This window comes from Corynebacterium yudongzhengii (assembly GCF_003065405.1).
Classification (GTDB): Bacteria; Actinomycetota; Actinomycetes; order Mycobacteriales; family Mycobacteriaceae; genus Corynebacterium; species Corynebacterium yudongzhengii.
This window is the reverse complement of record NZ_CP026947.1, coordinates 174,324-200,143: the sequence shown is the minus strand read 5'-3', so window position 1 is coordinate 200,143 and position 25,820 is coordinate 174,324. Positions and strand designations below refer to the sequence as shown.

Here is a 25,820-nt window from a genome sequence, read left to right as displayed (position 1 = left end):
TCACACCTCGGCAAGAGCGTTGTCGACGGCACGTTCTATCTCTTCGACGCTAGCGAAAGGCGTCGGGAAGTAGTCGATCTGCTCTCCGTCGACGAAGACCACGGTGATGGGGATGACCCCGGGCAGGCCCAGCGCGCCGGCGAAGGTGTTGTCATCGTCCTGGTAGCTGGGCAGATCGACGTCGAGCTCGTTGAGCAGCGCCGCTCCCCTGCCGGCGGCCTGATCGGCATGCACGCCGACGACCGTGTACTCCGGGTTTTGCTCCGCGAAGGCCTCGATGTGCGGCAACTCCTCGCGACACGGCGCACACCACCACGCCCAGATGTTGACGACGCTCACCCCCTCATCGTTCGGCTCAGGGCCGGTCTCGGCGCCGAGGCAGTCGAGCTCAATACCACCGACGCCGGTCGACGGGCACTGCGGCCGCTTGACGACGCCCCCACCCGGCACGGCTTGGGTGGCCTCGTCGGTGGCGGCGGCCTCGTCGTCGGCACCCTCGGTGTCGCCGATGAGCATAACCGCGCCTACGGCGACGGCGATGGTCACGACGATCCCCACGATCACGGAGATCACCACGGCACTGCGGCTCACTCGCTCCACCCCGCCATCGCGAGGAGGTGCGCGCGGTCGTCGCTGGTAATGAGCTTCGCGGCGGCCTCCGGTTCCGTTGGGCCGTCCTGGCCATAGGCGGGGCAGTCGGCGGCGAGGAAGCAGGCGCCGCAGGCCGGGCGGCGGGCGTGGCAGACGCGGCGGCCGTGCCAGATGGTGCGATGCGAAAACATCGTCCATTCCTTCTTCTCGATGCGCTCACCAATCGCCTTTTCGATCTTCACCGGATCCTTCGCGATCTCCGGGGCGATCAGCCCCCAGCGGCGCACCAGGCGCTGAAAGTGCGTATCGACGGTCAACCCAGGCTTGCCGAAAACGTTCCCGCGGACCACATGCGCGGTCTTGCGGCCCACGCCCGGGAGGCTGACGAGATCGTCGATACCTACCGGCACCTCGGAGTCGAAGCGCTCCACGAGCGCCTCCCCGATGCCGATGAGGTGTCCCGCTTTCGCCCGGTAGAAGCCGACGGGCCGCAGGATCTCCTCCATCTCCGCGCGGTTAGCGTGGGCGTAGTCCTCCGGCGTCGGATACTTAGAAAACAACCTCGGCGTGACCTGGTTGACCCTTTGATCCGTGGTCTGCGCGGACAGCACCGTGGCGATGAGCAGCTCGAGGGCGTTGTGAAAGTCGAGCTCGGCGTGCGCGTCCGGGTACGCCACCGCGAGGGTGCGGTTGATGCGCCGGGCCCGGCGCGTCGTCCCCAGTGAGGTCTCCTTGCCCTTCGCCGCCCGGTGGGTGCCCACGCGGGGGCGGCGCATCGGGGTCAGAGATCCAGGCGAAGAGGGTTGAGTGGCCATGCCAACGATTGTAGCTTTCGCACCCGCTAGAATTGGCCGCATGATCGTCCTTCTCGTTCTCGTCGCCCCGCTGGCGCTGGCTCTGTTCACGATCTGGATGGAGACCCTCGAGTCCACCGCCCTGCATCGCCGCAGCGACCATACGGAAGCGAAGGACACCGCTCACACCGCTGCGAAGTCTGAGGAGCCCGACGAACTCCCCTGATTTCCCCGCTCGACATGCGCGGATGGTGGTACCTTTGTTAAGATTGTCACCATTAGTGTGACAAGAACCTCGCCCCAGGAATTGAGTGACAAAATCCACGACGGAGAGGAATCTCACCTATTATTAAAACCGTCGCGCTCGCCCCGCCTGGGCCGCCGTCGACGTCGACCCGTATCACACGGTCCACATTTAGGAGTTAATCATGGAAAGCGTGCAAGAGATTCTCGCCCGCGCGGGCATCTTCCAGGGTGTCGACCCTGCAGCGGTCAACAGCCTCATCAAGGACCTGGAATCTGTCCGATTCCCCCGCGGAACCACGATTTTCGACGAAGGTGAACCGGGCGACCGCCTCTACATCATCACCTCCGGCAAGGTGAAGCTCGCCCGCCACGCCACCGACGGCCGCGAGAACCTGCTCAGCGTCATGGGCCCGTCCGACATGTTCGGCGAACTGTCCATCTTCGACCCGGGCCCGCGCACCTCCTCCGCGATCTGCGTGACTGAAGTGCAGGCCGCCACCATGAACTCGGAGCTGCTCAGCCGCTGGATCTCGAACCACCCGTCGATCTCCCAGCAGCTCCTGCGCGTCTTAGCCCGCCGCCTGCGCCGCACCAACGACGCACTCGCCGATCTCATCTTCACCGACGTGCCCGGCCGCGTCGCCAAGACCCTGCTGCGCCTGGCCAACCGCTTCGGCACGCAGGAAGGCGGCGCGCTGCGCGTCAACCACGACCTCACCCAGGAAGAGATCGCCCAGCTCGTCGGCGCCTCGCGCGAGACCGTCAACAAGGCACTCGCCACCTTCGCTCACCGCGGCTGGATCCGCCTGGAAGGCAAGTCGGTGGTCATCGTCGACACCGAGCACCTGGCCAAACGCGCCCGGTAGGTGGGTGGCTGATCGGTTGGTTTTGCCGATTTGACGCTTGCTGTTTGACGCTTGCCGTTTGAACGGAGCCGCGGCGCTGGCCCTGGAATGATCTGGGGGCTGGCGCCGCGGTGTTGTTTTGGGGTGGTTGGGGTTAGTTCTTGGGAGCTGGATTTAAGTAACTACCGACGATCTTGGGGGTTGCGGGACCGAAAATCGGGTTATCGTCGGTAGTTACTTAAATACCTTGGGGGTTTGAGGCCGAAACGGGCCCAGGATTTAACTAACTACCGACGATCCGGCGGATTCCGGGCCGAAATGAGGCTTATCGTCGGTAGTTACTTAAAAAACAGGGTGGATCCGGCCGAAACAGGCCCAAAATTCAACTAACTACCGACGATCCCACGAATTCCGGGCCGAAACGAGACTTAACGTCGGCAGTTACCCAAATCCCCCGCGGACACCCCAAAACCCCAAACCTCAAACCCAACCGCAATAAAAGTCAACAATGTTTAAATAAATTTCACGAAACGTGATGCGGATAACATTGAAACTGTTAGCATGTACCCAACCGAGCAACAGTGACACAGAGGGAGGATCCGCATCCATGGCAGGCGCAGAACCGTTCGAGGCCCAGAGACTCAACTACAAAGACCAGCAGATTACGTACTTCGACCGGGGAGCTGCCCAGGAAGGCCGTCGTCCCGTGCTTCTGATTCACGGGACCTCGGGCACGGCCCAAGGCCACTACGGGCAGATCTTCCCGATGTTGGCGACGAACACCCGCGTCATCGCCAGCGACTGGGCCTTCCCCGGCGCTGATTCGCTTGAGCTCGATGAGCTCGTCGATCAGCAGCTCGCCGTTCTCGACGCCACTGTCGGTGAGGAAAAGGTCGACGTCATAGGCTTTTCGCTCGGTGCTGTCGTCGCCCAGGCCCTCGCGGCCCGCTACCCCGAACGCGTGGGAGCACTGATCTTGGTCTGCGGCTGGGCAAGCACCGATAACCACCAGAAACTCCGCAATGGCCTTTGGCGGACTCTCTATCAGGAAGACTCCGCGGCGCTGAAGGAGTTCATGGCGCTATGCGCGTTCTCGCCGGGCTTCGTGCGTCGGCAGGACCCGGAGGTCATTGAGCCTGCTTCCAGGCCATCGAGATCAACGAGTTCGTGCGCCAGCAGATGGAGCTCAACGCCCGGATCGATACCACTGAAGAAGCCGGCTCCATTACCGCCCCCACCTTGATCGTGGCAGGCAGAGACGACCTCATGGTGCCGCGCCATCACTCGCAGGAGCTTTTCGGGCTCATCGAGAACTCTCGCTACACGGAGTTCCAGTCCGGGCACATGGTCGTGCTCGAGCGGCCTGCTGAGCTCATCCACGCCGCAGAGATCTTTTTCGACGACCCCGAGGCCGTCCCCGCCGGCACCGAAATCCCCGCCACCAACAGCTAAAACAACAGCTAAAGGAAAGGAAACACCCCATGGCCAGCCCCTTGCTCAAAGACGTTAGCGAGTTCCCCGACCAAAAGGCCCGGGGCCCCGCCCCGGAGCCGACTTCCCGCGAAGCCAGCGTGATCGTCGTCGGAGGTGGATTCTCCGGTCTCGGTTTAGGCGTTCACCTGCGCCGCCGCGGCATCCGCGATTTTCTGATTCTGGACCGCAACCCACAGTTCGGCGGCTGTTGGTGGGATAACACGTATCCCGGCGTGGCGTGTGATGTGCCCAGCCACCTGTACTCGTTTTCCTTTCGGCAAAACCCGAACTGGTCTCGTCGTTTTGCCCCGGGCGCGGAGATCCAGGACTACCTGGAAACGGTCGCCGAAGAAGAAGAGCTCAACCAGCACTACCGCCCCTCCACTAACGTAACCGGCGCGCGCTGGGACGCGGACACCAACCAATGGCACGTGAAGACAGACCAGGGCGACTACGTCTGCACGTATTTGATCATGGCTTCTGGTCACCTGGTGGATCCGAAGCTGCCGGAGATCCCCGGGATCGAGGATTTCCCCGGCGAGGTCCTCCACTCCGCCGCCTGGGACCACTCGGTCTCTGTCGAAGGCAAGCGCGTGGCGGTGATCGGCACGGGCGCCTCCGCGATACAGGTCACGCCCGAGGTGGCGAAGGTCGCCGAGAAGGTCACGGTCTTCCAGCGCACCCCGGCGTATCTGGTGCCCCGCCACGACACCGAGTATTCCGCCGCCCAAAAGCGCACCTTCGCGCGCAGCACGGAGGCACTCGCCCTAGAGCGCGCCAACCTGTTCTGGGAAAACGAGCAGATGTATCCGCTGATGCGGATGACTCCGTCGGCACGCGCGATGGCGCTGAAGATGGCGAATGATCTGCGCGATGAGCTTGTCGACGATCCCGAGATCCGCGCCCAGCTCACCCCTGATTACGAGCCTGGCTGCAAGCGTATCCTGCTCGCCGAGGACTTCTACCGCGCGTTCAACCGCGACAACGTGGAGCTTGAGGACTCCGCCCTCGAGCGGGTCGAAGGCGCCACGTTAATCTCCGCGGCCGGAAACGAGGTAGAGGCGGATGTCATCATCCTGTGCACCGGTTTTGATGTTTCGGAGCCGAAGTACGCCCGCGTGGTCTTCGGCGAGGACGGTCGCAGCCTCTCCGAGCACTGGGGTGAGGGCGAAACACCCGGCTGGACGATGTTCGAGCGGGGCTTCCCGAACCTGGTCGCCGTCAACGCCCGCAACACCGGTCTGGGGCATAACTCGCTGATCTATATCATCGAATCGCAGGTCGAAAGCGTTGCCAGCCTCATCGATTGGGCCCTGCGCGAAAAGGTCGAGCGCCTCGAGATCAACGATGACGCCGCCGATAAGTGGCGCCAGCGCATCAGCGAGCTCAGCGACAACACTGTGTGGACCAGCGACGGCGGCTGCGGCGCATGGTACATCGACGAGCGCACCAACGAGCTCACCGCCCTGTGGCCGGGCTACGCCTGGGACTTCCGCCGACGGATGCAGGAAATCGGGCCCGAGCTTTTCGATGCCCGCCCCACCGCCACGCCGTCGGCCTAGGCGCCTTCCGCCTCTAGGTAGCGCAGCGCCACCCGGGTCGACTGCTCGGCGGCGCCGCGCAGGACGGGGTCGACGTCCTGGTACATCTCGTCGACAAGCTTGTCGACGGTGACTTCACGCCCGTGCTTCTCCCACTGCTCGCGGATCTGGTCGAGGCGGTAGTGGCGGCGGTCGATGTACTTCCGGGCCATGGCGGAGACATCGGGTAGCTCCGCGCCGTGGCCGGGCAGCAGGGTGACGTCTTTGCCGCGCTTTTCGAGCATCTCCAGCGAAACCAGGTACTTCCCCAGGTCGCCGTCGGTCTCGGAGATCATGGTCGTGTGCCGGCCGGCGATGGTGTCTCCGGTAACGATGCCTTCGAGGGAGTCTTCCCCGAGCTCGCCGGAGTGAATGAAAAAGGAGGCCGAGTCCTGGGTGTGTCCCGGGGTGTGCACGACCTCGATTTGGGGGGTGAGTTCGTCGAAGGTGATGATTTCACCGTCGCGAAGCGGCTCCCCGCCCTCGCAGTAACGCTCGTCGAAGGCGCGCACCGGGGCGCCAGTGAGCTGGCGGAAGCGCAGGGCACTATCCGCGTGGTCGTGGTGGCGGTGGGTGAGCAGCACCAGCGCCACCTTCTCGCCCTGGGCAGCGAGGATGTTGAGGTGCCCCTCGTCCTCGGGCCCTGGGTCGATGACCACCGAGATTTCGTCTTCGGGGACGCGGATGATCCAGGAATTGGTGCCCTCCAGGGCAGCGTAGCTGGGGTTACCACAAAGAACGACGGCCGCGGACTCCGTCACCGGGCGCAGCTGATTGTAAGCGGGGTGCTCCATGCCTCCCAGCCTACCGCTAACCTGTGGATTCCCTCCAACTACAAGCAGGCTTTAGTCGTTGACCTCGGCGACGACCTCAACCTCCACCGGCGCATCCTTCGGCAGCACGGCGGTGCCGACGGCCGAACGCACGTGGGTGCCGTTATCGCCGAATACGTCGCCCATCAGGTTCGACGCGCCGTTGGCAACCTCCGGCTGGTTGTAGAACTGCGGGTCGGAGGCGACGTAAACGACGACCTTGAGCACGCGGGCGACGTTGTCGATGCCCACCTCAGCGTCGATCGCGGCCAGGGCGTTGAGCGCGGCGGCGCGGGCGAGCTCCTGAGCCTTGTCCTCGGCGACCTCCGCGCCGACCTTGCCAGTGGCGGCGAGCGAGCCGTCGATAATTGGCAGCTGGCCGGAGGTCCACACCTGGTTTCCCACGCGCGTGGTCGGCTGGTAGGCGGCCAGCGGGGCCACCACCTTCGGCAGTTCGATGCCGAGCTTCTGCAGATTCTCCGTTGCAGTCATTATTCACTAACCTCCCGCTTCATAAAGGCGATCGAGTTCTCCGGGTTCGGCCCCGGGGTGACGGTGACCAGCTCCCAGCCATCTTCACCCCAAGTGTTGAGGATCTGGGTGGTCGCGTGGCTTAATAGCGGTACGGTCGCATACTCCCAAGTCGTCATGGGGCCACTCTAGCGATTATTTCGCCAACGCTTCGACGCTGCCGCCGTGAGCGAGGAAGTGCGTCCAGGACCTGACTTCAGGGTTGGCGCGCAGCAGCGCGCGGCGCTGGCGTTCGGTGAGCCCGCCCCAGACGCCAAACTCGACGCGGTTGTCGAGGGCGTCGGCCAGACACTGGGTCTTCACCGGGCAGCGGCGACATACCGTGGCGGCCACGCCACGCTGTTCGGCGCCGCGGACGAACAACACGTCCGGGTCCCCTCCGCGGCAGTGGGCGCGGGTAACCCACTGCGAGCGCAGGTAGTCTTCGGGAACCCGACTGTCCTGCTGGTATTCCGGTGTGACCCTCGCGGTCATGACGATCCTTTCTAGTCGCATCACCTGAGCGGTTGTGCGGTGTAGTTTTTCACAGATTTTGCAGACCGTCGAATACGTCACACATCTCGGGGGTACCGAGTGGTTCCCCTTCCCATGTACACACCGTAAGGTAACGGGGATGAACGTTCGCAGCTCCTCCCTCCTCAGGATTCTGATCGCCACCGTGGTCGCAGGCCTGCTCATCGCCCTGGCCCTGGCCCCCGTAGCGGGCATTTCAGGGGCGGCCGTCCAGCGCACCAACGAGACCATGCAGTCCAACCTCGCCGACATGACGGCGGAGGAACTGCCTGGTGTGACCACCATCAACGACCGCACGGGCACGCTGATCGCGCACGTTTATGATCAGCGTCGGCACCCGGTCAGCGGCGATCAGATCTCGCAGGCGATGAAGGATGCGATCGTCGCGATCGAGGACCGGCGCTTCTACGAGCACGAGGGCGTCGACTTCCAGGGCTTCGCCCGCGCGATGGTCACGAACTTGATGGCCGGCGGCGTCGAGGAGGGCGCGTCGACCATTAATCAGCAGTATGTGAAGAACTACCTCCTGCACGTCGCCGCGGACAGCACGGAGGCCCAGGCGGCGGCCACGGAGCAGTCGATTCCCCGCAAGCTGCGGGAGATGCGGATGGCCGCGCAGCTCGATAAGGAATTGACCAAGGACGAGGTGCTCACCCGCTACCTCAACGTCGTGCCCTTCGGTAACCACGCCTACGGCGTCGAGGCTGCCGCCCGGACCTACTTCGGTATTCCGGCCTCGGATCTCAGCGTCCCGCAAGCCGCGATGCTCGCCGGCATGGTGCAGTCCTCGGAGTACTTGAACCCGTACACCAACACCGACGCGGTGATCGAGCGCCGCAACACGGTGCTGCAGGCGATGGTGGAATACGGTGCGATTTCCCAGGAAGATGCCGACGCCTGGGCCGCCGAGCCGCTCGGCGTGCTCGAATCTCCGGCGCTGCTGGGCAACGGCTGCATCGCCGCCGGCGACCGCGGCTTCTTCTGCGACTACGTGATCAACTACCTCGAGGCCAAGGGCATCAGCGAGGAGCAGATCCTCAACGACGAGCTCACGATCACCACCACCCTGGACCCGACCGCCCAGGACGCCGCCCACGACACCGTGACCTCGATGGTCGATCCCGCCCAGCCGGGCGTGGCCGAGGTCCTCAACGTCGTCGAGCCAGGCACCGATTCGCGCCCGATCCGGGCGATGACCTCCTCGCGTAACTACGGCCTCGATCTGGAGGCCGGCGAGACCTACCTGCCGCAGCCGACCTCGCTGGTTGGCAACGGCGCCGGCTCGGTGTTCAAGATCTTCACCGCCGCCGCGGCGATGGAGGCCGGCCGCGGCCTCAACGACGTGCTCCCCGTGCCGGAGCGCTACGAGGCTCAAGGTTTAGGTGCCGGCGGCGCCGCCAACTGCCCGGCGAACACCTACTGCGTGGAAAACGCCGGCACCTACCAGGACCAGATGACCCTAGAGGAGGCGCTGGCCTATTCGCCGAACACCACGTTCGTCATGCTTATCGACGAAGTCGGCGTCCCCGCCGTCGTCGACATGTCCGTCAAGCTGGGCCTGCGCTCTTATGAGGCGCCGCAATCCTACAACGAGGACTACTCCATCGCCGACTACTTCAAGAAAGCCAACCTCGGTTCCTACACCCTGGGCCCGACGGCCGTGAACGCTCTGGAGCTGTCCAACGTGGGTGCCACGCTGAGCTCGCAGGGTCGCTGGTGTGAGCCGAACCCGATCGCGACCGTCGAGACGCGCGACGGCGAGGAGCTGCACTTAGAGCGCCCGGAGTGCGAGCAGGTCGTCGAGCCGGAGCTGGCGAATGCCCTGTCGCAGGCCATGGTCTCCGACGTCACCGAGGGCACCGCCCGCAACGCGGCCCAGGCGACCGGCTTCGGCGACGTCGCCGCCGCCAAGACCGGTACCACCGAGTCCAACCAGTCCTCGGCCTTCTTGGGCTTCAACAACGCGATCGCCGCCGCGCCGTACATCTTCAACGACGGCACCGGCACCTCCCCGCTGTGCACCTCCCCGGTCCGCCAGTGTGGCGCCGGCAACCTCTACGGCGGCCAGGAGCCCGCGCAGACGTACTTCACGCTGCACCAGAGGATTCCGCAGGCCATCGGCGCCGGCGTCGCAGGTGGGCCCGCCGGAAATTTTAGGGAAGGGGCTGCCGAAGAGCTCTTCGCCGACCTCGCTGGATCGGACGAATCGGCAGCCCGCGCCGCCCTCGAGGACGAAGGCTTCGAGATCTCTTCAGTCCAGCGGATCAACAGCGACCTGCCGGCTGGCACCGTCGTGGCCGTCGAGCGTATCGACGGCGAACAGGCCGTCACCCTGATCCTCTCCAACGGCCAGTCCCCGAGCGGCGGCGGGGCCTCCGACAACGCCTCCGACCAGCCGGCCGGCGGCGATTCCGCAGGCGACGACACCCCGCCCTCGGCGCCGGAGCCCCCACAGGGTCCCTCGACGGAGGAGCTGGACCGCCTACGCGAGGAACTCGAGTCTTTGGGCAACGATCTTCGCAACCAGTTCGGCCTGTAAGCATCATCTCTCTGATCATTTCTCTGATCATTGATGCGCTCACCGTTAAGCTGGAGCAGTGAATTTTTCCAACTCCGATCACGACTCCACCTCCCGGCGGTGGGCGGCCGGGCTTGCCGCCGCCGGCGCCGCTGGTCTCGCAGCCGGGGCCGGGTTCCTCTACTGGGGCAACCGGGAACTGCATAACTTCGAGTTGAAGCAGCTGACCATACCGCTTCTGCCCGCGGGTTCTCTGCGCGGCAGAGGCGAGTTCCGGCTCCTGCATATCTCGGATCTGCACATGATTCCGGGCCAGGAGGACAAGATCGCGTGGGTCTCCGCCCTGGATTCTCTGCAGCCGGATCTGGTGGTCAACACCGGCGATAACCTGTCGGATGCCCGCGCGGTGCCCGATACCATCGCCGCCCTCGATCCCCTGCTCAACCGGCCGGGGCTGTTCGTCTTCGGCACCAATGACTATTGGGCGCCGCGCATGGTCAACCCGCTGACCTACCTGACGAAGAAGAAGCGCACCCCGTCCTATGTCGAGTTGCCGTGGAAGGACATGCGTGCGGTGTTCATCGAGCGCGGCTGGCACGACGCCACGCACACCCGCCCCGAGTTCAAGGCCGGCCCGCTGCGCCTGGCGGTAGCAGGTGTCGACGACCCACACCACGACCTCGACGACTACGAGACCATCGCCGGCCCGCCAAACGAAGACTCCGATCTCGCCCTCGCCCTGCTGCATGCCCCGTACCCGCGGGTGCTGCGCCGCTTCGCCGACGACGGCTACGACCTCGCCCTGGCCGGCCACACCCACGGCGGTCAGTTCTGCCTGCCGGGCTCAAAAGCGCTGGTCACCAACTCCGGCATCGATCGCGCCCGCGCGCAGGGACTGCACGACTTCGACGGCATGGCACTGCACATCTCCAACGGCCTGGGCACCTCGAAGTACGCGCCCTTCCGTTTCTTCTGCCGCCCCTCGGCAACGCTGCTGCGGCTGACCGAACGGAAGTAGGCCTGGCGCGGGGTTGCGTTGGGGCGCGAGTTGGCATGCCGCGCTATCGCTGGTCGAAAGCAGCCACCCCTAAAGGACTACTCGTTTCGACCGCGCGGGACCCCTTTCTATAGGGATGATTTCGACCAGCACAATCGCAACATGAGGCTTCGAAGGGCAGGCGGCCAGCATTGCCGGGCGGTCGCCCCATCCGCCCCAGCAGCCTCTTCCTTAAGGCTCCCACTGTCGGCGCGCCTACCGCCGCCATACAGCGCTATCGCTGGTCGAAAGCAGCCACCCCTAAAGGACTACTCGTTTCGACCGCGCGGGACCCCTTTCTATAGGGATGATTTCGACCAGCACAATCGCACCATGAGGTTTCGAAGGGGCAGGCGACTAGCATTGCCGGGCGGTCGCCCCATCCGCCCCAGCAGCCTCTTCCTTAAGGCTCCCGCCGTCGGCGCGCCTACCGCCGCCATACAGCGCTATCGCTGGTCGAAAGCAGCCACCCCTAAAGGACTACTCGTTTCGACCGCGCGGGACTCCTTTCGAACCAACTCCTTTCGACCAGGCGTGCGAACGCGGTACCGCCTCATGTATACCAAGGTGCCCGACGTTCTACAGGCCCCCCTTTCCGGCGCGCGCCCACGTCACCGCTACACAAACCCTTAAAGGAAGATGCTTGAGGGGCGCACCCTTCAAGGTTTTGCGCAAGAAAACGGCCTGACTCCAAACCCTTCAAGGTTCTTCCTTCAAGCATTTCCGTTCGAGTGCCATGCAGGTTCCACAAAACCAACCTCGACCCGGACTGAGCCCACACATCCGCAACCAACACATCCGCGACCAGCACAAGCGCAACACAGCACCCCGAAAGGATAGGCACCCACACCATCCACCCCACGCAGGGATTTTGTCGCCTGCGGGAGGGTACGTTAAGGTATTCCAGGTACCGCGAAGACGGGCCCACACAAAGAAGGCCGGTCATCGTAGTTCCACGGGATATGGCGCAGCTTGGTAGCGCGCCTCGTTCGGGACGAGGAGGTCGCAGGTTCAAATCCTGTTATCCCGACCACGCACCCGGCCACCGGAAAACACTCCGGCGGCCGGGCCTTTTTCTTGCCACCAAAAACTGCCCCAGCGCCCGGTACGTGACGCGAATAACTGCACGTAAGCCACCAGGTGTAGCCTCATGGTCGTAGTACAACGCCATACTGAAACACATAAATACACACGCAATACACACGTAATAAGTGGATAGTTGAGGTGCCGATGGAGCTTGCAGCCGTCGTTGTCATCGCAGCGTTGGCGGTCGCGCTCGCCCCAGTGGGGGTCCGCGTTTTCGACCGCGCCGCGGGCTGGCCGCTAGCCGGCCTGCTCGCCATCGCCGCGGTCATTTTGGCCCGTGCCCTGCCGGAAATCATCTCCGGCGAGCCGTTGACATACCGCCTTGTCTGGGCGAAGGACGTCTTGGGCCCGGGTGCCGATGTCGCGTTATCCCTGCACGCCGACACCCTCTCCGCCCTGTTTGGCCTGCTCGCGCTGGTCATCGGCGCGGTGGTCTTCGTCTATTCCGCCGCGTACCTGCCGAAGGGCCGGTCGAATACGAGCTTCTATACGCTCATGACCGCGTTTACCGCCTCGATTCTGCTTTTGGTGTTCGCGGGCGATGTGCTGGTGTTGTTCGTCGCGTGGGAGCTGGTCTCGCTGGCGTCGTTCATGCTCATCGCGCGCTCGGGCTCGAGCGGCGAGGCCGGCGCCCAGCGCACGTTGATCCTCACGTTCTTCGGTGGGCTCACGCTGCTGGCGGCGCTAGCCATCGCCGCGGTGACCGCGGGTTCGACCGATCTCAACGAGATCCTCGCCTCCCCGGCGTGGGAGAACAACCCGCAGCTCACGGCCTTGGTGGCGGTGCTCGTCGCGGTCTCGGCGTTCACGAAGTCCGCCCAGTTTCCGTTCCACTTCTGGCTGCCGGAGGCGATGGCCGCGGCCACGCCGGTCTCGGCGTTTCTGCATGCGGCGGCCGTCGTCAAGGCGGGCGTCTACGTGCTGCTGCGCTTTTCGACGATCTTTGCCGACGTCACCGCCTGGAACCTCCTGCTGGTGATCGTCGGCATGGGCACGGCCTTTGTCTCTGCCCTGTTCGCCATCCAGAAGACCGACCTGAAGCATTTGACCGCGTATTCGACGGTCTCTCACCTCGGGTGGATCGTCGCCACGATCGGCATTGGCACGCCGGTGGCGCTGACCGCCGCGCTCGTGCACACGCTGGCGCACGCGCTGTTCAAGTCGAGCCTGTTCATGCTCATCGGCGTCGTCGACCACGAGGCCGGCAGCCGCGACATCCGCCGCCTGGGCCCGCTGTGGCGCAAGATGCCGTGCACGTTCGTGGCCACCGTCATCGCCGCGCTGTCGATGGCCGCCGTGCCCCCGCTGTTCGGCTTCCTGTCGAAGGAGTCGATGCTCACCGCCTTCACGGATGCCCCGCTGGGTTCGGTCGGCACCGCCGTGCTGCTCGCGGTGGCGGGCGTGGCCGCGCTGTTGACGTTTTTGTACTCCGCGAAGATCGTGTTCGGCACGTTTTTCGACGGCCCGCGCCCGCTGCCCAACGTCCACGAGGCCCCGGTCAGCCTCTGGCTGCCCGCTGCCCTACCGGGTGTGATGTCGATCCCGCTGGCCTTCGCCGCCCCGGTGCTCGACACCCCGTTTAGCGCCGCGGTCAACGACATCGCCGCACCGACCGACCACCACGTCCACCTGGCTTTGTGGCATGGCATCACCACGCCTTTGCTGATTACGGTGGCGGTGCTGGTCGTCGGCACCTTAGCCCTGTTTGCCCGCCGCCGGATCTTCGCCGCGGCCGAATCCCGTGACCTGCTGCCGGCGACCGGCAACGACGTCCTCCACGGCCTCAACCGCTTCTTCAGCCGCTGCGGGCGCTGGCTGGCCGGCATGGCCGATACGCTCAACCCTTCGCGGCACGTGCTGTGGATCGTGGTGCTGATCATCGCCCTCGGCACGGTGACCACCTTCGCCACCTCCGGCATCGACGGCGTAACCCCCGCCCCGCGTGCTGAAGGCCTCGAGCACCCCCTCGATCTCGTGCCTCTCCTTCTTATCGCCGCCTCCGTCGCCGGCCTGGCGTTCTCGCGCTCGCGGCTTACGGGCGCGGTGCTCATCGGCACCGTCGGCGTGGGCATGAGCCTGCAGATGCTGCTGCTCGGCGCCCCGGACGTGGCGCTCACCCAGTTCCTGGTGGAGGCGCTGACGGTCATCGTCATCATGCTGGTCATCCGCCACCAGCCGATCCACTTCCCGACGGTCGCACCCCGCCGCAAACTCGTCGCCGGCATCCTCGCCGTCGCCGCGGGGCTCACGGCGTTCGCCGGTACCGTCGCCCTGCTCGGCCGGCGCGACCGCTCCGAGCTGGCCATGTGGTATCTCGACAACGCGCCCGATGTCACCGGCGGCAGCAACATCGTCGCGGTCATCATCGTGGAATTCCGTGGCTTCGATACCTTGGGCGAGCTCTCCGTGCTCGGCATGGGTGCGGTGGTGCTCGCCGCGCTCGTCTCGACGATGCCACGCTACCCCTTCAGCCGCGGCCTGCACCCGGCACCTTTCGGCCAGTCTCAGCTCAACTCGCTGCCGCTGCGCAAGGTCACCGTCCTGGTGATCCCGGTGCTCATGGTGCTCTCCGTGCTCATCTTCTTCCGCGGGCACACGGCCCCGGGCGGCGGCTTCGTCGCCGCGCTGGTGTTGGCCACGGCCTTCGGCCTGTCCTATATGTCCAAGGGTTCCGACCGCCCCGTCGTCGGCCGCACCGTCCCGCTGTGGCTGACCGGCATCGGCATCATCGTCGCGATCGCCTCCGGATTCCTCGGGCTGATCGAGGGCGGCTTCCTCTACGCCCTGCACGGCGAGATCCTCGGCGAGCATTTGACCACGTCGCTGATTTTCGACGGCGGCATCTACCTCACCGTGCTCGGCATGCTCACCATGGCCATCAACGCCCTCGGCGGCTACTTGCGCCCCGGCGTCAGCTACCTCGAGGACCTCAACTACGTCCGCGGCGACGGCGAGAAATCGCTCGTGCCGGGCCTGGTGGGCACCACCGAAACCGACGAGGACTACCCCGAGCCCATCAACCCCGCCGACGCCCCGCGCTCCGTGCTCGCGCGCGGGCGGGCGAAGGCGGCGTCGGCAAGCGGCTCTACCCCAGCCAGTGAGCTGGGCCTGCATGGAAAGGAGGACGCTTAAGCCATGATCATCGCCCTCACCATCGGCGTGCTCATCACCGGCGCCGTCTACCTGATGTTCCAGCGCGGCATGGTCCGCATCATCTTCGGCATGACGTTGCTCTCGCACGCCGCGAACCTGATGCTGCTCGCCGCCGGCGTCGGCGCCTGGCGTGGGGAGGCCTTCGCCGGCGAGCGCAACTTGAGCGCCGCCGCCGATCCGCTGCCCCAGGCGTTCGTGCTCACCGCCATCGTCATCGCGATGGCCACCACCACGATCCTTCTGGCCACCGCGGCGCTCGGGCGTAACGACGACACCGATGACGCCGAAGGCGCCGAAGGCCCCCGCCGCCAGGACACCCATGCCGGCGACCCGTTCTCCACCCTGGGGCGCGACGCCGTGCACCAGGACGCCGCGCACCAGAAGGAGGCGCATAACTCGTGAACGCCGAGGTTACGCTGCCGCTGTTCGTCGCCACGCCGCTGATTCTGGCAGCGGTCGCCGTCATCAGCCCGTGGAAAATCCTGCGCGACATCCTGCACATCGCGGTGCCGGTCGTCGGGATCGTCGCTGGTGGCTGGCTGTTCGCCTACACCGCCATGAACGGCACTATCGCCCACACGATCGGTTTGTACCCGGCCGGGGTCGGCATCACTTACGCGGCGGATCAGTTCTCGGCGCTGATGATCGTCACGACGATGATCGTCGCCGCCACCGCCAACTGGTTCGCCACCGCCACCGGGGAGACCAACTCCCGCTTCTACGCCTCGTTGACCCTGATCCTCGTCACGGGTGTCAACGGCGCGCTGCTGACCGCTGACCTGTTCAACTTCTTCGTCATGATCGAGGTCATGCTCCTACCCTCTTATGGGCTGGTGGCCATGACCGGCGGGCGCAACCGCCTGCGCGGCGCGCGCGTGTTCATTCTGACGAACCTCGCGGCCTCGACGCTCTTGCTCGTCGGCGTCGGCTTCGTCTACGGGGTCACCGGCGCGGTGAACATCGCGGCGCTCGCCGGGGTCGGCGCGGCGGGCGGCCCGGCGCTGGTGGCGCTGGGGCTGGTGGTCATCGCGATCATCACGAAGGCCGGCATCTTCCCGGTGCACACCTGGCTGCCGCGCACCTACCCGCTGTCCTCCGCGGCGGTGATGGGGCTGTTCTCCGGTCTGCACACGAAGGTCGCGGTCTACATGCTCTTCCGCATCTTCGTGGTCATCTTCGACCTCGACGACCGGTTCACCTGGCTGATCACCATCCTCATGGTGGTCTCCATGATCCTGGGCGCGTTCGCCGGGCTTGCCGAACACACCATCCGCCGCGTCCTCGCCTACCAGATGGTCACGGGCATGCCGTTCATCCTCGTGATGTTCGCCTTCGCCCCGGACAACCCGCACGCCGCGCTCAGCGCCGGCATCGTCTACACGCTGCACCACATGATCACGATCGGCGCGCTCATCCTCAACGCCGGTGCCATCGAAGAGACCTACGGCACTGGGCGTTTGGCGCGGCTGACGGGTTTGGCGCATCGACACCCGTGGACCGCCGCCATCTTCGCCGCCGGCGCGTACTCCGTGGTTGGCTTCCCGCCGTTTTCGGGCCTGTGGGGCAAGGTGCTCCTAGTGATCGCGGCCGCCGAACCCGGCGATATGCGCTCGGTGGTGGTCATCACCGCGATCATCGTCGCCTCGTTCGGTGCCCTGCTGGCGATGCTGCGCGTCTGGCGCAAGGTCTTCTGGGGTCGCCCGATGCGCGGCGTGCCGGCGGGCCTGCGCATACGCAAGCGGCTTCTGGCGCCCTCGGCGGCACTGATGGTGATCTCGGCGGGGATGTTCGTGGCGGCGGGGCCGCTTATCGACGCCGTGCACACCGCCACCGACCAACTCCTCAACGTCGAGGCCTACACCGCGGCTGTCCTCGGTGACGATGCCGTCGGCGTCGTCGACCCCGAAAACCCCACCGGAGGTAACCGCTGATCATGCACGTCGTGACGTATATTCCCTGGCTGATCAAGGAGATCATCGTCGCCGGATTCCAGGTCGCGTTCCGCGCGTTCTCCCCCGGCATCGGCTTCAGCCCGCTGGTGGTGCGCTACCCGCTGCGCGTGACGAGCGACTGGGAAATCTTCTGGTTCAGTACCTCGATCACCGCCACCCCGTCGACGCTCTCGCTGGGCCTGCGCGAACCCGATCAGCCCGGCGGGCCCCGCATCCTGCTCGTCCAGGACGCCTTCGGCGATGACCCGGCGGCCATCACTCGCTCGCTCGCCGACATGGAAGAACGCCTCTGCCCCCGGGTCGCCGACATCGACCACGGCGTTCCCGGGCAGGGCTCGGCCCGCGAGCTGGCACCGGAGTTCTTCGACTACACCAGCCCAGCTCCGGGCGCGGACAAGAAAGGTAAGGCGCGATGAGTCCTTTCGAATGGATACTGACGATCAGCATGGCCGTGATGGCTCTCAGCCTTCTGGCCGGCGTGGTGATGATCCTCAAAACCTCCGACCTGCTCAGCCGAGCCGTCCTCGCGGACCTCGTGTTCTACGCGATGATCGCGCTGTATCTCACCTGGTCAGTGACCAACGAAACGTTCATCAGCTACGAGATCGCGATCCTCGCGGCACTTGTCGGCGGCGTCATGCCGACGCTGTCCATGTCGCGCGTCATCTCCCGAGGTAGGAGGTAAAACCATGACCATTATCGAAATCATTGTCGCCGCCCTCGTGGTGCTCGCCGCGTTCATGACGCTATCCACCGTCGTTGCGCAGTGGCGTGCGCCCGACGCGTTGACACGCACGAACCTCATGGGCCCGCTGGTGTGCGTGGCGGTGCCGGCGCTGGTGATCGCCAAGCTGGTGTGGGACTGGGCGCACGTCGGCTTCGACCTCAACGACACCCTGCGGGCCGTGATCGCCATCGCCGGCGTGTGGGTCGTCGCATCCGTCGGCTCCTACTACCTGGGGCGCTCGATCTACGGCGTGACTGTCGTGGATAACGCTGGCGAGCAGTAGGGGTTTCTGGGTTTTCTGGGTTCTGCGGGTTTTTGGGGTTTTTGGGGTGTTGGGGCGGGTGCGCTGGTGGTTGCTTCATGTTGCGCTTTCGCTGGTCGAAAGGACCCTCATAGAAAGGAGTCTCGCGAGGTCGAAACGAGTAGCCCTTTAGGAGTGGCTCCTTTCGACCAGCGATAGCGCTACATGGCCGGGTAGACGTGACGGACTGCGGGACCCCACAGGAGTGACCGATGGGACAGATGGGGCGACCGGCAGACCACCATAAGCGCCAGCCCCTCCGGACCCCCATGTTGCGCTTACGCTGGTCGAAATCATCCCCACCGAAACGAGTCCCACGCGGTCGAAACGAAGTCCAAACCAGCAGCCCTTTCGACCGCCTCCTTTCGACTTCCCCGCAGGACCGCAGGACCGCAACAACCAACCCAACCACCCCACACGCAAAAGCGCCCGCCACGAACCAACGGTCCGCAGCGGGCGCTTAAACATCACCGCTTACTTCGAGGAGGTGAAGATCTCCTTGACGCGGTTGCCCAGGTACTCGTCGACCTGGCTCCAGTACCAGTAGCAGCGCTCCTCGGTCTCCGGGGAGACGCCAGCCATGGCGCCGGCGATGTTGTTGGCGAGGGCTTCCTTCTCCTCGTCGTCCATGACCTCGCGGTAGAGGATGCCCGGCTGGACGAAGTCGCCGTCTTCCTCGTGCTGGACGTAGGCCCCGCGGTAGAGCTTGTCGCCACCGTGGTGGTCGGCGCCACGCATGGCGTCGGTGGGCTCACCGTAGACGTTCTCCTCGGAGAAGTAGTCTCCGTGGTTCGAGGTCTCGCCGTCATCCAGGTAGCCGGCACCCCAGCGGGTCTTGTTCGGGGTGTACGGCGGGCGGTCCGCAGCCTGGAACTCGTAGTTCATCTGGCCGTGCTGCGAGTAGTTGTGGATGTCGTTGAGCGGACGGTTGACCGGCAGCTGACGGTAGTTCGGCCCGATGCGGTAGCGCTGCTGGTCGGCGTAGGCGAAGACGCGACCCTGCAGCATCTTGTCCGGCGAGAATCCGATGCCCGGTACCAGGTTGCCCGGGTCCAGGGCCAGCTGCTCGATCTGGGCGAAGTAGTTGATCGGGTTGCGGTTGAGCTCGAAGTAGCCGACCTTGATGCGCGGGTAGTCCTTCTTGGACCAGGTCTTGGTCAGGTCGAACGGGTTGTAGCGGTAGTTCTCCGCTTCGTCGACCGGCATGACCTGGACGTAGACGTCCCAGCGCGGGTAGTCGCCGTTCTCGATGGCGTTGAACAGGTCCTCGCGGTGGTAGTCGGCGTTTTCGCCGGCCTTCTGCTCGGCCTCGGCGTCGGTGAAGTTCTCCACGCCCTGCTGGGAGATGAAGTGGTACTTCACCCAGAAGGCCTCGTTGTCCTTGTTGATCCACTGGAAGGTGTGGGAGCCGTAGCCGTTCTGGTGGCGGGTGGTCTTCGGGGTGCCGCGGCCGCCCATCAGGTAGGTGACCTGGTGTGCGGACTCCGGGGTGCGGGTCCAGAAATCCCACTGCATGTCGGCGTCGCGCAGGCCGGTCTGCGGGTGGCGCTTCTGCGAGTGGATGAAGTCCGGGAACTTCATGGGATCGCGCACGAAGAAGACCGGGGTGTTGTTGCCCACGATGTCGTAGTTGCCCTCTTCGGTGTAGAAGCGCAGGGCGAAGCCGTGGACGTCGCGCCAGGTGTCCGGGGAGCCGGACTCGCCGGCGACCGTCGAGAAGCGGCCGGCCATCGGGGTGACGGTGCCCGGCTGGAAGAGCTGGGCCTTGGTGTACTGCGAGACATCCTCGGTGACGTGCAGCTCACCGAAGGCGCCGTGGCCCTTGGCGTGCGGGATGCGGTCCGGCACCATTTCGCGGTTGAAGTGGGCCAGCTTCTCGATGAGGTGGATGTCATCGAGGATGACCGCGCCCTGGCGGCCCTGGGTAATGGAGTGGTTCTCAGAGGCCACCTCGGCACCGTTGTGGCGCTGGGTGTGGTCGGTGGACGGAGACTGCAGTCCCCGGTTCAGTACGTCGTCGACGTTAGACATGTGTCACTGCCTTCCTATTAATCGATCACGATTGATCGGTGCTGTCTAACGATGGTAGTTGAACTGTCTCGCACCGCGCAAGAAAACCACGGTGACATCTCCCACGGTAGCCGCATGCATCAGAGTTTTCTCATGAACGCGAGCGCGCACCCCCTGATCCCCCGGGCCGAGCATGCCCGTTTTAAAGCGCTGACCTGCTAACGTCTAGCAGGTGTCGTACCACTCAGCGCGCGAGGATGAACGAGTCACTGAACTCGCCCTCCGCGCTGGTCGCGGCGATCGCAACGCATTGAATGAGTTCATCCGCGCCACCCAAGACGACGTCTGGCGCCTGCTCGCCCACCTCGGCGGACCCGAGATCGCCGACGACCTCACGCAAGAGACCTACCTCAAGGTCATCAGTTCGCTGTCGTCTTTCGCGGCGCGCTCGTCGGCACGCACCTGGCTCATGTCGCTCGCCCGCCGCACCTGGATCGACAACATCCGCCACGAGCGCGCCCGCCCGCGCAAATCCGCCACCGAGTACGAGGATGCCGCCGCCGAGCACCCCGCCCGCGGCGCCGACCCCGGCGAGTGGAGTGAGATGATCGACGCTCGTGCGCTTCTCGACGCCCTGCCCGCCGATCGTCGAGAAGCACTCGTATTAACGCAGGTACTGGGCTATTCCTACGAAGAAGCCGCCCGCATCGCCGGGGTGCGCATCGGCACGATCCGCTCGCGCGTCGCCCGTGCACGCAGGGATCTCATCCAACACCAGGAACAAGAGTGATCCAACGTTATAATAAATGGGTTGTATCTGTTCCTCTATTGAATACTGGATTCCGGGAGATTCCCCGTTATGTGGAAACGCGCTTTATCCATAGCTTTGGCCTTCACCGGCATTATCGTCGGTGCGGGCTTCGCCTCCGGCCAGGAGGCTCTGCAGTACTTCGTCGCTTTCGGTTACTGGGGCCTGGCGGGTGTGGCTGTCGCCGCCATCCTCATGACCATCTCAGGCATCGCCCTGCTCCAGCTCGGCTCCTACTACCAGGCCCGCGAGCACTTAAGCGTGCTCTCGTCGATCTCGAATAAAGCGGTCGCCTGGATTCTGGACATCGCCACGATCATCACGCTGTTTTCCATCGGCTTCGTCATGTTCGCCGGCGGCGGCTCAAACCTGGAGCAGCAGTTCGGTATCCCGGTCTGGGTCGGCGCGCTGATCATGCTCGTGTTGGTCCTGATCACGGGCATGCTCGACGTCAACAAGGTCACCGCCGTCATCGGCGCGATCACGCCTTTCGTCATCCTGTTCATTGCTTTCGTGACCATCTGGACGCTGGTCACCGCGGACTGGGACATCGCCCACCTCAACAACGTGACCGCCAACGTGGACACCACCCTGCCCAACTGGTGGATCTCCGCACTGAACTACATCGGCCTCTGCGTCATGACCGCAGTCTCCATGACCATCGTCATCGGCGGCAACATGATGGACACGAAGGCCGCCGGCTTCGGCGGCGTGCTCGGCGGCGCCTTCTTCCTCGGCATGCTGCTGCTTCTGGTGCTCGCCCTGTTCCTCGAGGTGGAATTAGTTGCCGACGACGCCCTCCCCGTACTCACCCTGATCACCAACATCCACCCCTGGCTCGGCTACGCCATGGCGATCGTGGTCTTCGGCATGATCTTCAACACCGCGATCGGCATGTTCTACGCACTGGGTAAGCGGCTGACGCGTAAGCGTCGGCACCTGTACCGCCCCGTGTTCATCGCCGCCTGCCTCATCGGCTTCGTGCTGTCCTTCGTCGGCTTCGAATCCCTCGTCGCCTACCTGTACCCGCTGCTCGGCTACATGGGCGTCTTCATGATCATCGTGCTCTCCGTCGCCTGGCTGCGCGGCGGGCAGAAGCTGCGCTCCGAGGGACGCCGCCGCGCCCGCGCCTTCGCCCTCACCGAGCGCAAGTACGACCCGCGCCTGCGCTTCTCCAAGCGCAACGAACGCGAGCTGGCGAAGCTCACCGCCTCGTCGAACATCGAGGACAAGGACTTCACCGAGAACATCGAAGACGAAGTCCACCACAAGCTCGAAGAAGACGAGAGCCTGCCCGACTACGACCGCGACGACCTGCCGAACACCGTCGCCTACGTCACCCACACCGACCCCGTGCCCTACGAGGACAAGGACGACGAGTCCGGCTCGTCCGCCGCCCTCGATACCGACGACAAGGACAAGTAGTCAGTATCCCAGGCGCATGAGATAAGGCCCCGGAGGTTTTCACCTCGGGGGCCTTTGTGCTCTGCTGTCTTTAAGTACTAGACCAGCAGCTCAGCGATCTGGATGGTGTTGAGCGCCGCTCCCTTGCGCAGGTTATCGCCGGCGACGACCAGCACCAGGCCCTTGTTATCGGCCACGGTCTGATCCTGGCGGATGCGGCCGACGAGCGAGTCGTCGATACCCGCGGCGTTCAGTGGCGACGGCATGTCGACGACCTTGACCCCCGGCGCCTCGTTGAGCGCCTCTTCGGCCTCGGCGGCGGTGATCGCGCGGTCGAAGCGGGCGTGGATGACCATCATGTGCCCGGTGAAGACGGGGATGCGCACGCAGGTGCCCGCGACCTCGAGGTCCGGCAAGCCCAGGATCTTGCGCGACTCGTTGCGCAGCTTCTGCTCCTCGTCGGTCTCGCCGCTGCCATCGTCGACGAGGTTGCCCGCCAGCGGCACCGCGTTGAACGCGATCGGCGCCGGGTAGGGCCCCAGGTCCTCCGGGTCGAGCACAGAGCCGTCGTTGGTCAGCTCCACGTTGCGATCGCCGATCTCCGCGACCTGCTTCGCCAACGTCTCCACGCCGGCCAGGCCAGAACCCGAGACCGCCTGGTAGGAGGCGACATGCAGCGTGTTCAAGCCGGCCGCCCGGTTGAGCACATCCATCACCGGCATGGCCGCCATGGTGGTGCAGTTCGGGTTCGCGATGATCCCCTTGGGAAGATCCTTCGACGTCTCCGGGTTGACCTCCGAGACGATCAGCGGCACCTCCGGGTCCTTGCGCCAAGCCGAAGAATTATCGACGACCGTCGCCCCCGCGGCCGCAAGCACCGGCGCCCACTCGCGCGAGGTCCCGCCGCCGGCAGAAAACAGCGCGATGTCGATGCCCTGCAGCGACTCCTCGGTCTGCTGCGTGAGGTCCTCGACGACGACGGGCTCACCGTTGAACTCCAGCTCCGTGCCGGCGGAGCGCGGCGAGGAGAAGAAGCGGGCCTTCTCGGCCGGGAACTTCCGCTCCTCGAGCAGGGTACGCATCACGCGGCCGACCTGGCCGGTGGCACCGACAACAGCGATGGTGGTCATGGGAAAAAGGGCTCCTTTCTTTGCGGTCTAGCGACCGGTGCCGGCGTAGACGGTAGCGACTTCGTCGCCACCCAACCGGAACTTGTCGTGCAGCGCGCGGGCGGCGTTCGCCAGGTCATGCTCGCGGACGACGGCGGTGATGCGGATCTCGGAGGTGGTGAACATCTCGATGTTGATGTTCTGATCGCGCAGCGCCTCGGAGAACTCCGCGGTCACCCCCGGGTGCGACTTCATGCCGGCGCCGACCAGGGAGACCTTGCCGATCTGGTCGTCATACAGAACGTCCGCCCAGCGACCCTCGTCCTGCAGCTTGCTGAGCAGCTCGAGGGCGCGGGGCCCGTCGTTACGCGGGCACGTGAAGGTGATGTCGGTGGTGTTGTCCTCGACCGAGGAGATGTTCTGCAGCACCATGTCGATGTTGATCTCGGCATCGGCCAGCGCGCGGAACACCTTGGCGGCCTCGCCGGGGGTGTCCTGGACACCCAGGATGGTGATCTTGGCTTCGGAATTGTCGGTAGAGACTCCGGTCAGGACTGCTTCTTCCACGGGAATATCCTCCAAAGAGCCGGCAACGAGGGTGCCGGGGTCGTTGCTATAAGACGAGCGGACGCGCATCGGGACGTTGAACGCGCGAGCGTACTCCACGCTGCGGAGCACCAGAATCTTCGAGCCACACGCCGCGAGCTCGAGCATCTCCTCGAAGCACAGCTTCTCCAGCTTCTGCGCGTCCGGGACGATGCGGGGGTCGGCGGTGTAGACGCCGTCGACATCCGAGTAGATCTCGCAGACATCCGCATCCAGCGCCGCCGCTAGGGCGACGGCCGTGGTGTCCGAGCCACCGCGGCCCAAGGTGGTGACGTCGCGGGAATCCTTATTCACGCCCTGGAAACCGGCGACGATGCAGATCTTGTCGTTATCCAGCGCCTCGCGCACACGCCCCGGGGTGACATCGACGATGCGGGCGTTGCCGTGACGCTCAGTGGTGAGCACGCCGGCCTGCGAGCCGGTAAAGGACTGAGCTTCGGCGCCGAAGGAAGAAATCGCCATGGCCACCAAAGCATTCGAGATACGCTCGCCGGCGGTTAAGAGCATGTCCATCTCACGCGCCGGCGGGACAGGGTTCACCTGCTCGGCGAGGTCCAAGAGCTCATCGGTCGTATCCCCCATAGCGGAGCACACGACGACGACCTCATTGCCCGCCTTCTTAGTGGCGACAATCCTCTCCGCGACCGCGCGGATACGCTCCGCGGACTCGAGCGAGGAGCCTCCGTATTTCTGGACGACCAGTGCCACGTGGCGGCCACCTTTCGGTCTCGGGGTCAAGGGAATCGAATTTTTAGACTCAGGCAACTACTTTAGCCACTCCCTCCCCCACCGCGCCCGCCTGTGCCCCTACCACCTCCCCCACACTTTGCGAGTACCCTCTGAAGCCGTGCACAGCAATCTTCTCGCGGTGGTCTTCGCGCTGGCATCCGCCCTGACCATCGCCTGGGGAACCGTCGTGCGCCACCGAATCGCGGCTGATGCAACACTCGACGGCTCCTTCAAGAGCTCGCCGGTGATCAACGCCATCCGCCAGCCCCTCTGGTGGGCCGGCACCGGCACCGCGCTGCTCGGGTACGGGTTCCAGATCGTGGCACTCGGCTTCGGCACCTTGCTGGTCGTGCAACCCATTCTGGTGCTGTCGCTCATGTTCACCCTTCCGCTGGCAACGTGGTACGACGGGAGGCGCATGCGAGCCCATGAAACCTTCTGGGCACTGGTCTTGACGGCGTCCGTCACCGTCCTCGTTCTCCTCGGCCGCCCCGCCGCCGGCGACACCCAACCACCATGGGAGCGCTGGGTGTGGGCCTTCGGCCTCGGCGCCCTCGTCTTGGGCGGCATATGGGTGCTCGCGGAGTTTTTGCGCGGGCCCTCGCGGGCCCTGGCGCTGGGTGTGGTCACCGGCGCGTTGTTCGGATACGTGGCGGTGCTATCGAAGGCATTCGTCGACATCGCCCTCACCCAAGGGGCCTGGGGTGTGATCGCGAACTGGGAGACCTACGGCCTCATCCTCGGGGCCACACTGGGAACCACCGTGCAGCAGTACTCCTTCAACGCCGGCGCGCTGCGTCACAGCCTGCCCGCCATGACAGTCTCCGAGCCGATCGTTGCCTTCAGCTTGGGCTACGCCGTGCTGCGCGAGCAGTTCCAGGTATCGACTGCGCTCGGATGGGCCGCCATGGGGCTCGCCTTGGTGGGCATGATCGCCGCGACGTTCATGCTGACGCGGAAACGGGTGTGAGGGTTTGTGCTGCGGCGAATGCTTCG

Annotated in this window: 25 protein-coding genes and 1 tRNA gene; 17 read left to right on the top strand and 9 right to left on the bottom strand. The window is 65.0% G+C overall.

From position 1 onward, the window contains the following. Nucleotides 1-591 carry a TlpA family protein disulfide reductase gene (locus C3B44_RS00965; RefSeq protein ID WP_235840482.1) on the bottom strand — a complete coding sequence of 197 codons (591 nt, stop codon included), beginning with the start codon at nt 589-591 and terminating at the stop codon, nt 1-3. Further along, nucleotides 588-1,406, bottom strand: coding sequence for an endonuclease III (gene nth / locus C3B44_RS00960; RefSeq protein ID WP_108430710.1), 819 nt, complete (start codon nt 1,404-1,406; stop codon nt 588-590). The genes C3B44_RS00965 and nth overlap by 4 nt, the downstream gene beginning before the upstream one ends. Nucleotides 1,407-1,446: 40 nt before the next feature. On the opposite strand from nth, the gene C3B44_RS11580 reads away from it, so the two are divergent. From C3B44_RS11580 to C3B44_RS00940, 5 genes are all read left to right on the top strand, one after another. After that, complete coding sequence (locus C3B44_RS11580; protein ID WP_158268664.1) at nt 1,447-1,611, top strand: hypothetical protein; 165 nt, start codon at nt 1,447-1,449, stop codon at nt 1,609-1,611. A 202-nt stretch (nt 1,612-1,813) separates the two neighbouring features. Further along, entirely contained in the window at nt 1,814-2,497 is a 684-nt protein-coding gene (glxR, locus tag C3B44_RS00955) for a CRP-like cAMP-activated global transcriptional regulator GlxR (protein ID WP_108430709.1), read from the top strand. 586 nt (nt 2,498-3,083) lie between these two features. Next, nucleotides 3,084-3,719 (top strand): alpha/beta fold hydrolase, encoded by a 636-nt coding sequence (locus tag C3B44_RS00950; protein WP_158268665.1) that lies wholly within the window; start codon nt 3,084-3,086, stop codon nt 3,717-3,719. A 2-nt stretch (nt 3,720-3,721) separates the two neighbouring features. Beyond that, nucleotides 3,722-3,928, top strand: coding sequence for an alpha/beta fold hydrolase (locus tag C3B44_RS00945; RefSeq protein WP_158268666.1), 207 nt, complete (start codon nt 3,722-3,724; stop codon nt 3,926-3,928). Nucleotides 3,929-3,957: 29 nt separating this feature from the next. Then, nucleotides 3,958-5,511 carry a flavin-containing monooxygenase gene (locus C3B44_RS00940; protein WP_108430706.1) on the top strand — a complete coding sequence of 518 codons (1,554 nt, stop codon included), beginning with the start codon at nt 3,958-3,960 and terminating at the stop codon, nt 5,509-5,511. Here C3B44_RS00940 and C3B44_RS00935 read toward each other — a convergent pair. Genes C3B44_RS00935 through C3B44_RS00920 form a run of 4 tightly spaced genes read right to left on the bottom strand, consistent with a single transcriptional unit; the run spans nt 5,508 to nt 7,346 of the window. After that, nucleotides 5,508-6,323 (bottom strand): MBL fold metallo-hydrolase, encoded by an 816-nt coding sequence (locus C3B44_RS00935; RefSeq protein ID WP_108430705.1) that lies wholly within the window; start codon nt 6,321-6,323, stop codon nt 5,508-5,510. The two genes, C3B44_RS00940 and C3B44_RS00935, sit on opposite strands and share 4 nt — an antisense overlap. A gap of 51 nt (nt 6,324-6,374) precedes the next feature. Then, nucleotides 6,375-6,833 carry a RidA family protein gene (locus C3B44_RS00930; protein WP_108430704.1) on the bottom strand — a complete coding sequence of 153 codons (459 nt, stop codon included), beginning with the start codon at nt 6,831-6,833 and terminating at the stop codon, nt 6,375-6,377. Continuing rightward, nucleotides 6,833-6,991: a Sp36 family protein gene (sp36, locus tag C3B44_RS00925; RefSeq protein WP_108430703.1), complete on the bottom strand. Its 159-nt coding sequence runs from the start codon at nt 6,989-6,991 to the stop codon at nt 6,833-6,835. The genes C3B44_RS00930 and sp36 overlap by 1 nt, the downstream gene beginning before the upstream one ends. Before the next feature lie 16 nt (nt 6,992-7,007). Then, on the bottom strand, nt 7,008-7,346 hold the full coding sequence (locus C3B44_RS00920) for a WhiB family transcriptional regulator (protein WP_108430702.1): 339 nt from the start codon (nt 7,344-7,346) through the stop codon (nt 7,008-7,010). A gap of 139 nt (nt 7,347-7,485) precedes the next feature. Here C3B44_RS00920 and C3B44_RS00915 point away from each other — a divergent pair, with 139 nt between their 5' ends. From C3B44_RS00915 to C3B44_RS00875, 9 genes are all read left to right on the top strand, one after another. Further along, entirely contained in the window at nt 7,486-9,924 is a 2,439-nt protein-coding gene (locus C3B44_RS00915; protein WP_108430701.1) for a transglycosylase domain-containing protein, read from the top strand. Nucleotides 9,925-9,982: 58 nt separating this feature from the next. Next, nucleotides 9,983-10,921 (top strand): metallophosphoesterase, encoded by a 939-nt coding sequence (locus tag C3B44_RS00910; RefSeq protein ID WP_108430700.1) that lies wholly within the window; start codon nt 9,983-9,985, stop codon nt 10,919-10,921. Between the two features lie 974 nt (nt 10,922-11,895). Next, nucleotides 11,896-11,972, top strand: a tRNA-Pro gene (locus C3B44_RS00905). 197 nt (nt 11,973-12,169) lie between these two features. Further along, nucleotides 12,170-15,157 carry a DUF4040 family protein gene (locus tag C3B44_RS00900; RefSeq protein WP_108430699.1) on the top strand — a complete coding sequence of 996 codons (2,988 nt, stop codon included), beginning with the start codon at nt 12,170-12,172 and terminating at the stop codon, nt 15,155-15,157. 3 nt (nt 15,158-15,160) lie between these two features. Further along, nucleotides 15,161-15,580 carry a cation:proton antiporter subunit C gene (locus tag C3B44_RS00895; protein ID WP_199222446.1) on the top strand — a complete coding sequence of 140 codons (420 nt, stop codon included), beginning with the start codon at nt 15,161-15,163 and terminating at the stop codon, nt 15,578-15,580. Further along, a complete protein-coding gene (locus C3B44_RS00890) occupies nt 15,577-17,109 on the top strand; it encodes a monovalent cation/H+ antiporter subunit D family protein (RefSeq protein WP_108430698.1) in 1,533 nt (510 codons plus the stop codon). Before C3B44_RS00895 ends, C3B44_RS00890 begins: the two co-directional genes overlap by 4 nt. A 2-nt stretch (nt 17,110-17,111) precedes the next feature. Continuing rightward, nucleotides 17,112-17,546: a monovalent cation/H+ antiporter subunit E gene (locus C3B44_RS00885; protein ID WP_108430697.1), complete on the top strand. Its 435-nt coding sequence runs from the start codon at nt 17,112-17,114 to the stop codon at nt 17,544-17,546. Beyond that, the gene (locus C3B44_RS00880; protein ID WP_108430696.1) at nt 17,543-17,815 is read left to right on the top strand and encodes a cation:proton antiporter; all 273 of its coding nucleotides are present in this window, start codon (nt 17,543-17,545) and stop codon (nt 17,813-17,815) included. Before C3B44_RS00885 ends, C3B44_RS00880 begins: the two co-directional genes overlap by 4 nt. A gap of 4 nt (nt 17,816-17,819) precedes the next feature. Further along, nucleotides 17,820-18,140, top strand: a complete 321-nt coding sequence (locus C3B44_RS00875) for a Na+/H+ antiporter subunit G (RefSeq protein WP_108430695.1) — start codon at nt 17,820-17,822, stop codon at nt 18,138-18,140. A gap of 492 nt (nt 18,141-18,632) precedes the next feature. Here the strand turns inward: C3B44_RS00875 and C3B44_RS00870 are convergent, their stop codons facing one another. After that, the gene (locus C3B44_RS00870; RefSeq protein WP_108430694.1) at nt 18,633-20,189 is read right to left on the bottom strand and encodes a catalase; all 1,557 of its coding nucleotides are present in this window, start codon (nt 20,187-20,189) and stop codon (nt 18,633-18,635) included. A gap of 211 nt (nt 20,190-20,400) precedes the next feature. Here C3B44_RS00870 and C3B44_RS00865 point away from each other — a divergent pair, with 211 nt between their 5' ends. Further along, the gene (locus C3B44_RS00865) at nt 20,401-20,958 is read left to right on the top strand and encodes an RNA polymerase sigma factor (protein ID WP_108430693.1); all 558 of its coding nucleotides are present in this window, start codon (nt 20,401-20,403) and stop codon (nt 20,956-20,958) included. 69 nt (nt 20,959-21,027) lie between these two features. Continuing rightward, nucleotides 21,028-22,401 (top strand): YkvI family membrane protein, encoded by a 1,374-nt coding sequence (locus tag C3B44_RS00860; protein WP_108430692.1) that lies wholly within the window; start codon nt 21,028-21,030, stop codon nt 22,399-22,401. Between the two features lie 77 nt (nt 22,402-22,478). Here the strand turns inward: C3B44_RS00860 and C3B44_RS00855 are convergent, their stop codons facing one another. Together C3B44_RS00855 and C3B44_RS00850 are read right to left on the bottom strand one after the other, a co-directional pair. Beyond that, nucleotides 22,479-23,510, bottom strand: coding sequence for an aspartate-semialdehyde dehydrogenase (locus tag C3B44_RS00855; protein WP_108430691.1), 1,032 nt, complete (start codon nt 23,508-23,510; stop codon nt 22,479-22,481). Between the two features lie 27 nt (nt 23,511-23,537). Further along, nucleotides 23,538-24,803, bottom strand: coding sequence for an aspartate kinase (locus tag C3B44_RS00850; protein ID WP_108430690.1), 1,266 nt, complete (start codon nt 24,801-24,803; stop codon nt 23,538-23,540). A 139-nt stretch (nt 24,804-24,942) separates the two neighbouring features. On the opposite strand from C3B44_RS00850, the gene C3B44_RS00845 reads away from it, so the two are divergent. Beyond that, entirely contained in the window at nt 24,943-25,794 is an 852-nt protein-coding gene (locus C3B44_RS00845) for a DMT family transporter (protein ID WP_108430689.1), read from the top strand. Nucleotides 25,795-25,820 lie beyond the last annotated feature (26 nt).

Excerpts from the sequence above, each read along its gene's own strand:
- C3B44_RS00870 (WP_108430694.1), bottom strand. The coding sequence starts at position 20,189 with ATGTCTAACGTCGACGACGTACTGAACCGGGGACTGCAGTCTCCGTCC.
- C3B44_RS00885 (WP_108430697.1), top strand. The coding sequence starts at position 17,112 with ATGCACGTCGTGACGTATATTCCCTGGCTGATCAAGGAGATCATCGTC.
- glxR (WP_108430709.1), top strand. The coding sequence starts at position 1,814 with ATGGAAAGCGTGCAAGAGATTCTCGCCCGCGCGGGCATCTTCCAGGGT.
- sp36 (WP_108430703.1), bottom strand. The coding sequence starts at position 6,991 with ATGACGACTTGGGAGTATGCGACCGTACCGCTATTAAGCCACGCGACC.
- C3B44_RS00950 (WP_158268665.1), top strand. The coding sequence starts at position 3,084 with ATGGCAGGCGCAGAACCGTTCGAGGCCCAGAGACTCAACTACAAAGAC.
- C3B44_RS00915 (WP_108430701.1), top strand. The coding sequence starts at position 7,486 with ATGAACGTTCGCAGCTCCTCCCTCCTCAGGATTCTGATCGCCACCGTG.
- C3B44_RS00930 (WP_108430704.1), bottom strand. The coding sequence starts at position 6,833 with ATGACTGCAACGGAGAATCTGCAGAAGCTCGGCATCGAACTGCCGAAG.
- C3B44_RS00880 (WP_108430696.1), top strand. The coding sequence starts at position 17,543 with ATGAGTCCTTTCGAATGGATACTGACGATCAGCATGGCCGTGATGGCT.
- C3B44_RS00920 (WP_108430702.1), bottom strand. The coding sequence starts at position 7,346 with ATGACCGCGAGGGTCACACCGGAATACCAGCAGGACAGTCGGGTTCCC.
- C3B44_RS00900 (WP_108430699.1), top strand. The coding sequence starts at position 12,170 with ATGGAGCTTGCAGCCGTCGTTGTCATCGCAGCGTTGGCGGTCGCGCTC.
- nth (WP_108430710.1), bottom strand. The coding sequence starts at position 1,406 with ATGGCCACTCAACCCTCTTCGCCTGGATCTCTGACCCCGATGCGCCGC.
- C3B44_RS00935 (WP_108430705.1), bottom strand. The coding sequence starts at position 6,323 with ATGGAGCACCCCGCTTACAATCAGCTGCGCCCGGTGACGGAGTCCGCG.
- C3B44_RS00860 (WP_108430692.1), top strand. The coding sequence starts at position 21,028 with ATGTGGAAACGCGCTTTATCCATAGCTTTGGCCTTCACCGGCATTATC.
- C3B44_RS00895 (WP_199222446.1), top strand. The coding sequence starts at position 15,161 with ATGATCATCGCCCTCACCATCGGCGTGCTCATCACCGGCGCCGTCTAC.
- C3B44_RS00940 (WP_108430706.1), top strand. The coding sequence starts at position 3,958 with ATGGCCAGCCCCTTGCTCAAAGACGTTAGCGAGTTCCCCGACCAAAAG.
- C3B44_RS00875 (WP_108430695.1), top strand. The coding sequence starts at position 17,820 with ATGACCATTATCGAAATCATTGTCGCCGCCCTCGTGGTGCTCGCCGCG.
- C3B44_RS11580 (WP_158268664.1), top strand. The coding sequence starts at position 1,447 with ATGATCGTCCTTCTCGTTCTCGTCGCCCCGCTGGCGCTGGCTCTGTTC.
- C3B44_RS00855 (WP_108430691.1), bottom strand. The coding sequence starts at position 23,510 with ATGACCACCATCGCTGTTGTCGGTGCCACCGGCCAGGTCGGCCGCGTG.